Here is a 14,391-nt window from a genome sequence, read left to right as displayed (position 1 = left end):
AAAATGTAGAGACGCAAAATTTTGCGTCTCTCTACAGAATTTATCGGTTGTGTAAAATGTTTTATCTGAGTGTATTAGGTTGCTGAAACCTTATTTAACAAGCAATGCAGGTTCTTTTGCTGATGGCTCTAACAATTGGGTGTAAAGTTCGCTCAACTGAGTTGCGACACCATGCCAACTAAATTTGCTTTCAACGCGCTTTCTGCCAGCTTTACCCAATTCGTCTCGCCACTGTGGATCTAAGAGAATTCGGTCAATGGCAGACGCAAAAGCACCTACATTTTGTGGTGGCGCTAATAAACCAGTTTCTTCATTAACTACAGTAAATTGAAGTCCGCCGACATCGCTAGCTATAACTGGTGTACCACTTGCCATCGCTTCGATCGCAACCAGTCCAAAGGGTTCGTAGTGACTAGGAACAACGCAGACATCGGCAGCTGCATAATAAGTTGGTAAAATATCTTGACTGAGACGACCAGGAAAGATGGTTAACTTAGTGATTCCTAAGTCCTGGACAATTTGCTCAATGCGATCGCGCTCAATGCCGTCGCTATTACCTGGAGTACTACCACCACCAATAATTAGCTGGAGATTATTAGAATCGCGTAGCCCAGACTCATTTACTGCACGTACTAAGGTTTCTATACCTTTGCGTCGGTCAAAACGCCCTACATATAATACAACTTTAGCATCTTTGGCAATTTCCAGTTCAGCCCTAGCTGCTTCTCGCCCGATGGAACCAAAGCGCTGAATATCTGTACCACAGGGAATGATATCGATATTACCTTCAGTGGAAACTAGCGATCGCATGTGTTGCTGTTCTTGCGGACTTGTCGCCACAATTCGCTCTGCTGTTTCCAACACCTGTTTTTCCACAGCTAATCGTTGACTAGCAATCAGAGGAATATTTTCTATCGTGTTGTACTTGACTGCTCCTAGTGAGTGGTAGGTATGAACCTGTTTAATCTCTTGGATTTTCTTTAACTCCATTCCCACCCAACTAGAGAGCCAGTAGTTAGTGTGAACTAACTGGTATGTAATCTCATTTTTTACTTGAAATTTGAGGAAATTATCCACAAATTCTGGTAGATATTCAAAAATCTCATCTCGCGGCACAAACTCAAGAGGCCCAGCTTTTAAACGAATCGTTCGACAATTATCGCTATGTTCAACAATCAAGTCTTGCTCCAGACTCGCTTTGCGAGTAAACATATCAACTTGCCATCCCAGCTGCGCCAGTGCTTCACCCACTTGGCGCACATAAACATTTTGTCCCCCAGCTTCTTCTTTCCCTATTTCAATCGCTGGGTCTCCGTGGACGGAAATCAAGGCGATACGTTTTTCGGTGGTAGAGTTCATAGTTTGTGTGTTGCTGATTTTAACAAAGCTTTTGGATGTATCCAAATACGTGTTTAACACACGTATCTGAATTGTTGAGAAACTTTGATTAATGTTTATCTTAATTTAAGATGTCTAATATTTTTTTACATCTTCTGCCAGAAGTATAATTACAGATTAAGTATTTATATTTATTTTATTTAGACAGAGGAAAATACATACTTGTATCTCATCCTTTAGGTAGATAAAATCTATATTTTTTTAATCTTATTTTATGCTTATCTAACTCTTTAGATAAATGTATTAACGCGAGTTTAAGAAAATGACGCTATAAGTTAAGATTCACATTTACTAAGCCAAAAAACTTCATCCCCTTATGGGTAGAATTTTGGATTTTCTTAATATATATAAGCAAACAGATTAGCTAAAACATTAACCGCCGAGTTAAGTACGCCTATTTTAGGAGTATTAAATTTAACAATTAGTTTTAATATAGCTAAATAATTATATATGTTATATTTAGAACACAAAAACTGTTATGAAAGTTTACTGTGTAGGATGTAGATAACGCTCTATTAATTTTCCAGCCTTTGAGAAGTAGGTATAATTTAAACCTAATAAAATTCTTACTTCTTATATTGATGTTTAAACTAGTTAGCACAGTTAACTCACTACATTGAACTCAATTTGTATTAAGTAGTAAGAATAACTGTTAAATATTGATGCAAAATTGGGTATTTTGTTGAATTTGCTTCGGAAAGTTTCAGATTATATTTGCAATCATTAATAAATTTCAGGAGCAAATCAGGTGGTTACTTCAACCTTACTCGCTGCTGCAACTACACCCCTGCAATGGAGTCCGACTGTCGGACTGATTATCATTATTGCTAATATCATTGCCATTGCCTTTGCTAAATCTACCATCAAATATCCCAACGCAGAGCCAAAACTACCCTCATCTAATCTCTTTGGTGGTTTTGGTTTACCAGCCCTTTTAGCAAGCACTGCCTTTGGTCACATCTTAGGAGTGGGCGCTGTTTTAGGGCTGCATAACCTGGGAAGAATTTAGGTTATTGCCTAAGTTAGCCTTTATTTGATGATTCTTTTGTCTCCAGCTTTGAGTCAGAGAGTTACTTCTCTGACTCTTTTTTATGAGAAATAATTCAAAATTGAAGAATTCATTCTGTACAACAAATTGCGGATAGCGAGTCCGCTTGACTACACACAGCGTCTCGTAGAGAGATGAAGGAAGCAAGGGGCATCTGGTATTGGGGAAAAAGGATTTTAGCCTTATTTACTTTTCTTAATACAATATGGTTTTATTCTGCCGACTTACTTACCTGCGGGACGCTATGTGAATGACTTGTCCATTTTTGACCAACGGCAAGCTCAGTATAAGCGTGTTACCACTGATTTGAAGCCACATATAAGCATTTCCTGGAGATAGTTTACTTTTAATTAAATCTTTTTACTTTCAAGCCCAAATTCGTGCATATCTAAAAAATTTGGAAGAAGATGTGATATGCAAAATTAACAACTTTTTTTACTTTATAAATCAACTCTAAAGTTAAACAAAATTAATACTTTTTAAACCAATACAGTTCAGTTAAGCATTTCTTCCTTCTCTTTCTTCTCTTCCTTTGTGTCTTACCCTTCGGGAAGCCACTTCGTGTCTATGCACCCTTTGCGGTTCGTTAAAAAATTGACCTTGAGAAAGAGTTAAGCCTTAACTGAACCGTATTGCTTTTTAAACTCCATTTAATAAGGAATGAGCATGAATTTTGATCGTCACGATAAAGCTGTCATTTTAATAGTCGATGACACCCCTATTAATTTAGAAATATTATTTAGCTTTTTAGAGCATTATGGCTTTCAAGTTTTAGTATCTGAAAATGGGATAAACGCCGTTGAAATTGCAGAAAATACTTTACCTGACCTAATTTTATTAGATGTATTAATGCCAGTAATAGACGGGTTTGAAACTTGCAGAATGTTGAAAATAAATCCAGCCACTCACGATATTCCGGTAATTTTTATAACTGCCATAACCGATAATATAGAGCGAGTCAAAGGCTTGAATCTTGGTGCAGTAGATTATATTACCAAACCTCTTGACTATCAAGAGGTGTTAGCTAGGGTAAATATCCACTTAAATTTACGAAACCTTGCCAAAAAACTTACAGAGCAAAATAAACGTTTAGAGATGGAAATCTTTGAGCGCCAGCAGGTAGAGGAAAAACTGCGATGTCATTCAGCTGAATTAGATGAATGGAATAATCGCTATGAAGCAATAATTCAAGCGAGTGGTCAGATTATCTACGACTGGCATTTACATACCAATGATATTAAATATAGAGGGAATGTAGAGCTAATATTAGGTTACTCTATACCTGAAATGTTAGGAGGTTTGAACCGTTTGCTAGAGTTGGTTCATCCTGATGATAGAAACTTTTTGAACGAAGAGATTAACCGCGTCTTATCTACAAAAGATCGATTACATCTGGCATTTCGCGTATGTCGCAAAGATGGTATTTATATCACAGTAGAGAATAACGGATATATCTTTTTAGACTCCACAGGCAAAGTCTCTCAGATGACAGGTTTTATAATTGATATTACCGAGCAGCAAGCTGTCCTACGCGAACACAAAAGTGGGGAACAGAAAATCCGCGAGCAAGCCGCTTTACTTGACATCACCACAGACGCGATTATCGTTCAAAACTTGGTTAACCAAATTCAATTTTGGAACAAAGGGGCTGAACATCTCTATGGTTGGATGGCAAAAGAAGCACTTGATAAGAATGCCAATCAGCTTTTGTATCGAAAGCAAAAATTTTGCAAAATAAACAACATTGAGAAAACTCTAGTTGAAAATGGTTCGTGGCAAGGTGAATTACATCAAGTTACTAAACAAGGCAAAGAAATTATCGTTGCTAGTAGATGGACACTAGTAAATGATGATGAAGGGCAAGCTAAATCCATTCTAATTGTCAACTCCGATATTACAGAGAAAAAACAACTCGAAGCCCAGTTTCTCCGCGCCCAGCGAATGGAGAGTCTTGGCACTTTGGCAAGTGGTATCGCCCACGACCTCAATAATGCACTCACACCTATGTTGATGACAGTGCAACTTTTAGAGGCAAAACTCCCAGATAAAAAAAGTCAGCAATGGCTAAAAATCATGGAAACAAATGTTAAACGTGCAGCAGATTTAGTTAAACAAGTGCTGTGGTTTTCACGCGGGTCTGTAGGTAATTTTAAAACTTTACAGGTGAGATATTTAATTTCAGAAATTGAAAGTATTGTTAAGCAAACATTTTCCAAAGCTATTGAAATCTGTATCGATGTTCCTCGGCAAAATCTGTGGAATATCTTTGGTGATGCTACTCAACTGCACCAAGTGCTGATGAACCTCTGTATTAATGCCCGTGATGCCATGCCTCATGGCGGGATATTAAAGATTTCTGCGAAAAATTTCTGGGTTGATAGCCACTATGCCCGGATGAATATTGATGCAAAAGTGGGTTCTTACGTGATGATTAGCGTCTGTGATACGGGGATAGGAATTAAGAGAGAAATTGTAGATAGAATTTTTGAGCCATTTTTCACAACAAAAGAAGTCGGTCAAGGTACAGGGCTTGGTCTTTCAACAGTGCTTGGCATTATCAAAAGCCACTGCGGTTTTGTGAATGTAATTACGGAAGTGGGCAAAGGCACAGAGTTTCAAGTTTGTTTACCCGTCACTCAAACAACGGAGATAGATAGTAAATTAGCTGGAGAACATGAATTATCGGCGGGACATGGAGAATTAATTCTTGTTGTAGATGATGAAGATTCAATTCGAGAGGTTACTCAAACCTGGTTAGAAAAAAATGCCTATAAAGTGATTGTAGCTAGTGATGGTATTGATGCGATCGCACTATATACAAAATATCAACAAGAAATTAGTGTAGTCTTAGTTGATATGATGATGCCAGTCATGGATGGCCCAACAACTATCAATGTGTTGAGAAAAATTAATCCAGATATCAAAATTATTGGAGTTAGTGGATTAGCCTGCAATCACGAAATGATTAAAATCCTTGGTAATAGTGTCAAAATTCTTTTATCCAAGCCCTACACACCAAGCGACTTGTTAAGAAATTTACAGATGGTAATTAATTCAAAGTAAAGTTTGTCATTTGTCATTGGTCATTGGTTATTTCTACCTCATCCCCCACACAGTCCCCAGTCCCTAATTCCCAATGAGTGGTAATATATTCTCATGGCTGCTCTAATCCTTGCGATTAATGAACAAACTACTGGATGAAACGCTGTCAATTACAACTGCTGAACGTATAAAAAGCAGAGCTAGTACTCCGTTTGATAATGCTTATAAAGCAGCATTGTCTACTGAGGGGGCAAGATATGTTCAAGGATTTTTAACTTTTGCGGGAAAGCCATACAGACCGATTGAACACAGTTGGATTGAGCTAGGCGATGCTTCTGAGGTACGCATTATCGATCCTACATTACCGCACCTAAACAAAAATCCCCAAGAACTTTGGTATTTTGCAGCACAAAGGCTAACAGTTAAAAAACTCAAAGCCATTATTGAAGAATCGAAAGAAGATTATCCAGAAGATGAACCATTGCCCATTTATGGCGATCCACCTTATGAATATTATGGTGATGTGATGTTGGGTGGTCAAGATTATTTGGCAGCATATCAAGCCGCAGAAGCTAAGTGCAAAGAAATCAACCAACTTAACCCTGAGAGAAACTAAATAATTCGTAATTCGTAATTCGTAATTCGTAATTACGAATTATTTAATAGGATTTACCATCGCTGCCAAAGTATTCTCTGTAGCCACAAATTTTGTCTCCACGTACATCAAAAGAAACTGCTACCCGATTTTTATAAAGCTGTCCGAACAGAAGTCCCTCATCCCGAAACTCAAAAACAGCCGTTGTTTCGTTGCTAGTAACACGGTCTAGACCAGTTAGGTTTAAACCAGGAGTAAAGGATTCAAAAACGTACTCGAAAAATTCTCTAGCTCGTTCTTTTCCGACATTCAAACCGTGAAATTTTCCCATTGGAAACCAAAGGGTGAAGTCTTCTGTAAGCATATCTAACAATGGTTCCCACTCTCCAGTTGCCATACCATGTGTAAGATTCTCAAATGCCTGTCGAGCAACTTTTAAAGTATTTTCTGAATCTTGTGTCATTCTCACCCCTGACTGGATATAAACTAATACCGTGTTACTTAAAACCTCACAACTACTTTGCCACAATTTTGACCACTGAGGAGATATTCTACAGCGTCGGGTATTGATTCTATGCCTTGAAACTGGGTGGGGTCAACGGCAACTTTAAGTTTGTCTGTGTAGAACAGATTTAAAAGGCGATCGCGTGCCTCTGCCATATATTCTTTATAATGAGGCATGAGAAAGCCTCTCACAGAAGCAGCTTTCCAAAATAGCTGGTGATAAAGGCGTGGTTGTGTAATTTGTTCTGCATTTTTTGCGTATTCGGAGATAAAACCAACTACTACTAAGCGCCCCCGCACTGCCAAGTTTTCAACGCAGGTATCAAAAACTTGTTTACCTACACAGTCGAAAATTAAATTAATCCCACTGAGGTATTCTTCCTTGAGGACTTGATTGAGATTTTCTGTTTGATAGTTGATAATGCGATCGCACCCTAATTCTCTCAATAACTTTGCTTTCGCCTCAGAACTGCAAGTACCAATGACATGATTACCAGCTAATTTTGCCAATTGCACCGCAATATGACCGGTTCCCCCTGCTGCTGCTGTCACTAAAACCACTTCATTAGTTTTCATCTCCCCCGCCTGTTCCAGTGCAACCAAGGCTGATACACCTGTAGGCATTAGTGTCAGTAACTTTGGTGTTGCTTCCCGTACCTTCACCGCTAAGTTTGCATCGATAACCTGATATTCTCGATAACCGCCGCCACGCGCCGTAGTTATGACAGCATCACCAATTTGAAAATCTTTGACATTTTCACCGACAGCAATAACTTCCCCTACAGCTTCGACACCTAAATCAAAGGGAGGAATTAAATTAACATAAGGAACATCACCACGGCAAAGTAAGGTATCAAATCCACCGTTAACACCAGCAAATTTATTTTGAATTAAAACTTGGCTAGCAGCAGGTTGGGAAATAGGAACTTCAACAATTTCAATGGCAGATTTAAAATCTTGATTAAGTTGCTTTGCTATTAACTTTCTGTAGGTTGTTGCGTTCATTTCTAAATCAAAGCTTTATCCCACTCTAATTGATGAGCTAAACCATACTTAATAAAATCTTCTTCTTTAGCTTTATCACTTTTACCAAAAACGCCTAAGCTGTAAGGATTCTCTTGCATCCGTTGGGTGACTTCCTCTTTTTCAAATCCTATCACTTCATCTCTAGGCTTATCTGGTTTAAAAAAGTCTACAACCAAGACAGTTCTATCATAATTGGTGTAATTATGTGGGCAGTGTGGATAGCTATGATCTAAAACCAGGAATTTTCCTTCATGCCAATAAAGTTGATCGTGGCATATTTTCATAGCCACATCTCCCTCTGGGACTATTAATCCTAAATAGCCGCGATTCGTATGAAGGTTATAGTTTACATGCAGCTTGATATCCAAGCCTGGATGGAATGTACCATAATACACGTTTCTGATGATATCATCATTACTAAAATTCACATTTTTTATGACATTAGCTAAATTCGGAAAATATTTCTCTCTTAATTCCAGTGCTTTTTTTGATGCGTCATCTGGCCCATAATCAGGATATTGTATTTGATAAGCTTGAATATATTTTTCAATAAACATACCTTGAAACAAGATCCCAAAAGCGCTATATTTTGATTTACCCTTAGTTTTAATCGTTTGGCTTTTAGGGCCAAGAATATCGTAAGTAAATTTTAACTCCTCATTAGATGCATTATTAATAAAGCCTATATACTCATCTCTAATCCCTTGCCAGTTATCTGTAAAAGCTTTTAGAAAAGTAAATTTATTTGGGTCTATATGATATTCATTAAAAGTTTCCATTGTCTTTTCTCCTGAAGATGATTTCATAAAAAACCGTTATATAATGATCAGATTTGGTCTTCATCCCGATTCAATGTTGGAATTCTTGACTAAACTCATTTTAGTGTGAGGTCTACTGTGTCTGAAACTCCTGTATTAGATCAAATTATCAAAAATGTGCGGGTAGTTCGTCCCCATCAGGATGTAATCGAACTACTTGATTTAGGAATAAAGGATGGAAAATTTGCTCAGATTGCTTCTAATATTAGCGCAGACACAGGCAAACAGGTATTTGATGGCAAAAACCTGTTAGGCTTTCCTGGAGTCGTAGATGCTCACATGCACGTTGGTATCTATCAATCCCTTGACAAAGATGCTGTGACTGAAACCAAAGCAGCCGCAATGGGAGGCGTAACTAGCAGCCTGAATTATATTCGTACAGGGCAGTATTATCTTAACAAAGGCGGCTCATACCGCGATTTTTTTCCAGAGGTGTTGGCGTTATCCGCAGGTAATTTTTTTGTAGATTACGCCTATCACATCGCACCCATAGCAAACCAGCATATTGACGAAATACCTATACTGTTTGAGGAACACGGTATATCTTCGTTTAAAATTTTCATGTTTTATGGCGGTTATGGGTTGCATGGTTTATCAGACCAGCAAAACCTCTTTTTGATGATTAATAAAGAGGAAAGATACGACTTCGCCCATTTTGAATTTATTATGCGCGGTCTAACTCGCTTGATGGAAAAACATCCAGAAGCGCGAGATAGCATCAGCTTGAGTTTACACTGTGAAGTTGCAGAAATTCTCAATGCTTATACCAAAATAGTTGAAAACGATTCTAGTCTGAGCGGATTACACGCTTACAGTGCGGCGCGTCCACCTCATTCTGAAGGTTTAGCAATTTGCATTGCTTCTTATTTAGCAAATGAAACTAACTGTGCAAATATCAATTTGTTGCATCTAAGTTCGCGTAAGGCAATGGAAGCAGCTTTGACTATGCAAACTGCTTTTCCCCATATCAACTTTCGGCGAGAAGTTACTGTGGGACATTTGCTATTAGATGTGGATACTCCTAATGGTATTTGGGCAAAAGTAAACCCTCCTATTCGTCCCCGTGCTGATGTGGAGTACTTATGGCAAGCAGTACTTAATAATCAAGTAGATTGGATAGTTAGCGACCACGCTTGCTGTTCTGCTGAACAAAAAAGAAGTAATAAAGACCCGAATAATATTTGGTTAGCAAAGTCTGGTTTTGGCGGTACAGAATATTTACTTTCTGGTGTATTTAGTGAAGGTAGTAAGCGGGGAATGTCTTACAACCAGATGGCTAGGTTACTATCTTGGAACCCATCACGGCGCTTTGGTTTGTTAGAAAAAGGTGATATTGCTGTTGGCTTTGATGCTGATTTGGTGCTGGTAGACTCCAATGAAAGCTTTGTGGTACGTGCTGCTGAGTCGGAGTCACAACAAGGTTATACGCCTTTTGAAGGAGTAGAGTTAACTGGGCGAGTGAAGAGTACTTTTTTACGCGGAAATCTTATTTACAACAATGGGGAAGTTTTGGGTTCTCCTACTGGGCAGTATTTAAAAAGATGTTAAAGTAATCTTCGCACAAATATAAAACTATTTGCGATCGTCCAGCAAGACATCAAAGTGTTTAACTTGTGTTTCTGGTTTTATGAGATATTCATTATCTCTAGAAAGAGGTCTAACTTTTTCAATATCGTTACCAGCAAACTTGCGAATTGCATCCCGTGATTCCCAGTAAGAGATAACAGTAAATTCCGTACTATTACCATTAATACGGCGAAGTACTTGCACCCCTAAATTACCAGGAATTGACTGGATTTTTTTAATTCCAGCTTCTACCAAATAACTATAATATTCATCTGCTTTCGATGTTAGCGTTGTACCATGCCAAATACGTGCGACTACTTTCTTCGATTGGTTACTAGCAGGATTCTTTGGTATGGTTTGCGCTAAAACTGCAAAGGGTTCAACATCTGAAAAAACAGCAAGTGGTAAAATCAAAATTGAAACTGTTAATCCACAAAGATTACCCAAAAACTTACTTAGTCTAATCATTAGGTATCTCCAGGTATATATGATATGACTGTTCCAGCTTGGGATACATCTCTATCAACTCTGACAAAAGATAAATATCCATCATCTGTTGTGTGTCTAAGGGTAGTGTTGTAGGTGGGGCAATAGCCTAAATGATCTTTTGCAAATCGATAATTTCCTATATCACAATAGCCAGCTAAAGCATAAGCCTCTTCATTATATGATTGAATTATTGGATAGTGACCGTCATAATGTGGCAATATGGTAAGTAGCCATGTTCCACCCCCATTATTATGTTTTCTTAAAAACTTCTTTTTTGCTACTTCAAATTGAACTGTTTCTGTTTTACCCCAGGGTAATAATTTGCAATCCAATACAGGTATAAATTCACTTATTCTCGCATCTGGATGACTTCTTTCTGCATATTGGTATTTTAGCGGAACCGGCCCGTTTTCCATCCAAAGAATTTCCACTTCCGCTTCACCTAAAACTTTCCAAGATTCTAATCTGACTCCTGCGGGAATAAACGAATAAGAATGTCTATCTAGTCGCCATTCATCAATTTGAATTTCACCAGCAAGAATAAAAATTTCTAAATCAGCTGTAAGTATACCAGATGGCGCTTCAAATCCGGGCGGTAGTATTACTCTGGAAGTAGATGCACCATAGTCATCCCAAGTCAGCAATCTTCGTCTTCCTGCTGCCACTCCGTCTGGCATTCCACTAATGCGCCATCCTTGTGCTTCTGGCACAGTATTTGTATCAAAAAATTGATACTGGCGAGGCACATACTCTTTGGATATTGCTGTGCGCCTTCCCGATAGATTCAAGCGTCCTCTACCATCTCCACCCCAATCTTCTTTTACAGAGGCTACACTTAAAAAATCATCAGGTTGGTCTTCTGCTGAGAAATTAAAATTTCTATTCTCTTCACCCACGATTCTAAATTCTCCTGTTAATATGCTTTTTCTTAACTAGTAAATACTATATTGCAGCCACTTAGTTTTCCTGTAAAAATTCAATTGCTACCTCTGATATCTTTTCAGGTATCTGGTTCATCATACATATTGTTCCGCCTTCAATATCAATCATCTTTGCATGAGGAATTGCGGTTAAAATAAACTCTCTGTTATCTGCGTTAGCAAAACCTAGTCTTTCTAATTGTTTTATGTCCTCTGTACCAGACAATATCAGAGTTGGAGATTTAATTAAACTAAATCTTGCTGCCATTCTTTGGCAATAGTCCATAACAGCCAAAGGTGCATACCAAGGATAGCCAAAACCTTTTAAATCGTCCAAAACCCAACGATGATTTAACTCAGCAGAACCTATATAACTTGCTCTGGCTGACCATCTTTGCATAAGATGGGAACCGTCTGCTTGTATCTTGAGATTTTCAAATTTATTCGATAAAGCTGCTTTTCCGTCTTCGCTAAAGTTATCTATATTACATAATATAATTTTTTCTACTCTCTCAGAATAAGCTGCTGCAACTTCTGCTGCTACACAAGCACCTGTATGGTTCCCAAGAATACTTGTGGTTTTTATTCCTAATTCGTCTAGCAGTAAAAGAACAGTTTTTGCATAATCTTCAATTGAATACATTCGAGGTGGTTTATCTGAATCTCCTAATCCTAAAAAATCCATAGCGATAACTAGTCTTTCTTGAGCAAAGATTGGTATCAACTCACGAAATTCGTCACCACTTCTGAAGTTCTGATGAAGTAAAAGAAGTGGTTTTCCTTCGCCACCAATACGATAAAGAATTTGTCCATCTTCTGTGTCTAAAAAAGCTCGCTTGATTGGTTTGCTCATAAGACCCTAATAATTTCATTTAACTTATTCAGCAAATTACCTTTTTTGTGCTATGTTTTGCAACCATTCAATCAGTGGTCTTAAGGTTCCTGGTAATGCTGCCTCACTGACAGTTACCGTATGCTGCTTGCCGTTATCTTCTACTGTTAACTTATACTGAAAGCGATCGCTCTCTTGATTTGGCGAGGTAATTAGTTCAGGTAGCCTAAATAAATCTGCAACCTCCACCAGTCGCGCAAGTGTGGCAGCTTCATCTGGCGGGAGAGTGTCTGTATCAACGGTTGTCTTTTTGCTGATTCCAGCAAAGCCGCCTGTGCGTTCAAAGGATATCCGCATTTTTTGCTATCCGTTGTGTTATTTAGTTGGGATCAATATTTAAACTGGGAAGTTTTAGTCTTGGTTCCCAGTTTAGCAACAACAAACAACACATTTATCATTCTTGAGTGTTGAGTGAGGCGGTGGCAGGTATAACTCTTGTAGACGCGATGAATCGCGTCTCTACAAAAAGCGATGAATCGCGTCTCTACAAATAGTACAGACGCGATTCATCGCCTCTTTAAATAACTCCTACCTTTTGCCAAGCGTTCTGCACAGCTTTTTGCTCATCACTACCATTACCGTAGAGTTCGCCAGCTACTTGAATGGTGACGCTAGCAGCTTTTTTAAAGTCTGCTTTGGCTTTCAAGCGATCGCGCAATGCTATGTACCAGATTTTACCAGCTTTTTCCCAGGCATAGCCACCAATTTCAACAGCCGCTAGATAGAAGGCATGGTTAGGGATTCCTGAGTTGATATGCACCCCACCGTTATCATCAGTACCAGTATGTTGATCTTTTACATGGGCTGGTTGAGGATCTTTACCCAATACTGGATCGTCATAAGCTGTTCCTGGTGCTTTCATCGATCGCAAAGCAACACCTTTGACAGTCGGTACTAAAAGACCTTGGCCAATCAGCCAATCAGCTTCTTGTGCAGTCTGATTTTTGATCTTCTGTTTCACCAGGGAACCGAAAACATCAGAAAATGATTCATTTAATGCTCCTGGTTCACCATAATACTGTAAACCCGCTTCATATTGGGTTATACCATGAGTTAGCTCATGCCCAATCACATCAATTGATGTCGTGAAGCGTTGAAACATTTCTCCGTCGCCATCACCATAAACCATTTGGTCGCCATTCCAAAAGGCGTTGTCATATTTAACGCCATAATGCACGGTGGAGTCTAAACGTAGTCCTTTGTCGTCAACGGAATTGCGATCGAATATCTCATAAAATAAGTCATAAGTAGCACCAGCAGCATCATAGGCTTCATTCACTGCTGCATCACTGCTTGGTGGATCTCCTTCACCGCGCACTAATGTTCCAGGAAGTTGTTGGCCATATTTTGCATCATAGATGGTGCGACGCTTTTCACCTGGAGAGGGTGCAAATGAGACGCTACCCATAACATCTCTCCGTCCGCGAAGCTGTGCTGAAACATTTAATGTATGAAAAGCCCAACTACGCTGCTGAGGATTGCCATTTACAACGACATTTTCCAGCATGTGGGGCGGGATAATACAACAAATAGGGCATCTATCAAGTGGATGTTCATACTTTAACCTGGCTGATTTCTTTTTATTTCGAGCCATCTAAAATATTCTCCTTTTGAAATTAAGTGATTTTACAGTGGCTTTAACTCCACTAAAGAAAGGAGCAGAAAAACGAATTCAAATAGCGTGTCCCTGCTTTATTCTCTGAAGAAAATTTTTTACTTTGTATAAGAATCTGGTTTGATTTGGAGAAAATATCCGTAGGATGTGAGCGCAAAGAGTACGGCATCAAATCGTATGAAGAATTTCAAATCAATATGGTTGATTGTGAGCAAACCTCAAGGACTAATTCTAATATATTGTATTGAGAAAACTGATTCATGTTTGTCAAATAAAGTTACCAAAAGTGAATCATTGTTAACTAATTGAGTACTATAGGACTACTATTTGATTTTTGAAAAGATACGTAGGGTGGGAGCGCAAAGAGTACGGCACCAAAGCTTTAAGAATGGTGCGTTACAGCTTACGCCTAACACACCCTACTGGACTGACACAGCTAAAATAGTGCAATAGATATGCCAAGGTGAGGACTCGAAAG

The 14,391-nt window shown here is 38.6% G+C and carries 13 protein-coding genes; 4 read left to right on the top strand and 9 right to left on the bottom strand.

The features are described from left to right. Nucleotides 1–90 precede the first annotated feature (90 nt). A complete protein-coding gene (locus RMZ41_RS27210) occupies nt 91–1,359 on the bottom strand; it encodes a glycosyltransferase family 1 protein (RefSeq protein WP_322644784.1) in 1,269 nt (422 codons plus the stop codon). Nucleotides 1,360–2,146: 787 nt separating this feature from the next. Between RMZ41_RS27210 and psaK the strand changes: the two genes are divergently transcribed. The 3 genes from psaK to RMZ41_RS27195 all read left to right on the top strand — a co-directional run bounded on the left by psaK (nt 2,147) and on the right by RMZ41_RS27195 (nt 6,104). Further along, nucleotides 2,147–2,407 (top strand): photosystem I reaction center subunit PsaK, encoded by a 261-nt coding sequence (gene psaK / locus RMZ41_RS27205; RefSeq protein WP_322644783.1) that lies wholly within the window; start codon nt 2,147–2,149, stop codon nt 2,405–2,407. A gap of 705 nt (nt 2,408–3,112) precedes the next feature. Next, complete coding sequence (locus tag RMZ41_RS27200; RefSeq protein WP_322644782.1) at nt 3,113–5,509, top strand: response regulator; 2,397 nt, start codon at nt 3,113–3,115, stop codon at nt 5,507–5,509. A gap of 118 nt (nt 5,510–5,627) precedes the next feature. Beyond that, the gene (locus tag RMZ41_RS27195) at nt 5,628–6,104 is read left to right on the top strand and encodes a hypothetical protein (protein WP_322644781.1); all 477 of its coding nucleotides are present in this window, start codon (nt 5,628–5,630) and stop codon (nt 6,102–6,104) included. A 43-nt stretch (nt 6,105–6,147) separates the two neighbouring features. On the opposite strand, the gene RMZ41_RS27190 is transcribed toward RMZ41_RS27195, so the two are convergent. The 3 genes from RMZ41_RS27190 to RMZ41_RS27180 are packed head-to-tail and all read right to left on the bottom strand — an operon-like array spanning nt 6,148 to nt 8,392. Further along, complete coding sequence (locus RMZ41_RS27190) at nt 6,148–6,546, bottom strand: nuclear transport factor 2 family protein (protein ID WP_322644780.1); 399 nt, start codon at nt 6,544–6,546, stop codon at nt 6,148–6,150. A 38-nt stretch (nt 6,547–6,584) separates the two neighbouring features. After that, entirely contained in the window at nt 6,585–7,592 is a 1,008-nt protein-coding gene (locus RMZ41_RS27185; protein WP_322644779.1) for a zinc-binding dehydrogenase, read from the bottom strand. Nucleotides 7,593–7,594: 2 nt separating this feature from the next. Next, nucleotides 7,595–8,392 (bottom strand): aspartyl/asparaginyl beta-hydroxylase domain-containing protein, encoded by a 798-nt coding sequence (locus RMZ41_RS27180; protein ID WP_322644838.1) that lies wholly within the window; start codon nt 8,390–8,392, stop codon nt 7,595–7,597. A 117-nt stretch (nt 8,393–8,509) separates the two neighbouring features. Between RMZ41_RS27180 and RMZ41_RS27175 the strand changes: the two genes are divergently transcribed. Further along, entirely contained in the window at nt 8,510–9,979 is a 1,470-nt protein-coding gene (locus RMZ41_RS27175; protein WP_322644778.1) for an amidohydrolase family protein, read from the top strand. Nucleotides 9,980–10,003: 24 nt separating this feature from the next. Here the strand turns inward: RMZ41_RS27175 and RMZ41_RS27170 are convergent, their stop codons facing one another. The 5 genes from RMZ41_RS27170 to RMZ41_RS27150 form a co-directional block, all read right to left on the bottom strand. Next, nucleotides 10,004–10,465, bottom strand: coding sequence for an antibiotic biosynthesis monooxygenase family protein (locus RMZ41_RS27170; protein WP_322644777.1), 462 nt, complete (start codon nt 10,463–10,465; stop codon nt 10,004–10,006). Next, complete coding sequence (locus tag RMZ41_RS27165) at nt 10,465–11,382, bottom strand: DUF4437 domain-containing protein (RefSeq protein ID WP_322644776.1); 918 nt, start codon at nt 11,380–11,382, stop codon at nt 10,465–10,467. Before RMZ41_RS27165 ends, RMZ41_RS27170 begins: the two co-directional genes overlap by 1 nt. A 61-nt stretch (nt 11,383–11,443) precedes the next feature. Then, nucleotides 11,444–12,259: an alpha/beta hydrolase gene (locus RMZ41_RS27160; protein WP_322644775.1), complete on the bottom strand. Its 816-nt coding sequence runs from the start codon at nt 12,257–12,259 to the stop codon at nt 11,444–11,446. Nucleotides 12,260–12,295: 36 nt separating this feature from the next. Continuing rightward, nucleotides 12,296–12,595, bottom strand: coding sequence for a protealysin inhibitor emfourin (locus tag RMZ41_RS27155; protein WP_322644774.1), 300 nt, complete (start codon nt 12,593–12,595; stop codon nt 12,296–12,298). A 220-nt stretch (nt 12,596–12,815) separates the two neighbouring features. After that, nucleotides 12,816–13,892, bottom strand: a complete 1,077-nt coding sequence (locus RMZ41_RS27150; RefSeq protein ID WP_322644773.1) for a M4 family metallopeptidase — start codon at nt 13,890–13,892, stop codon at nt 12,816–12,818. Between the last annotated feature and the right edge of the window lie 499 nt (nt 13,893–14,391).

The organism is Nostoc sp. DedVER02 (genome assembly GCF_034530675.2).
Lineage (GTDB): Bacteria > Cyanobacteriota > Cyanobacteriia > Cyanobacteriales > Nostocaceae > Nostoc.
The sequence above is the reverse complement of the archived record's forward strand: the minus strand, read 5'-3'. Positions and strand labels throughout refer to the sequence as shown.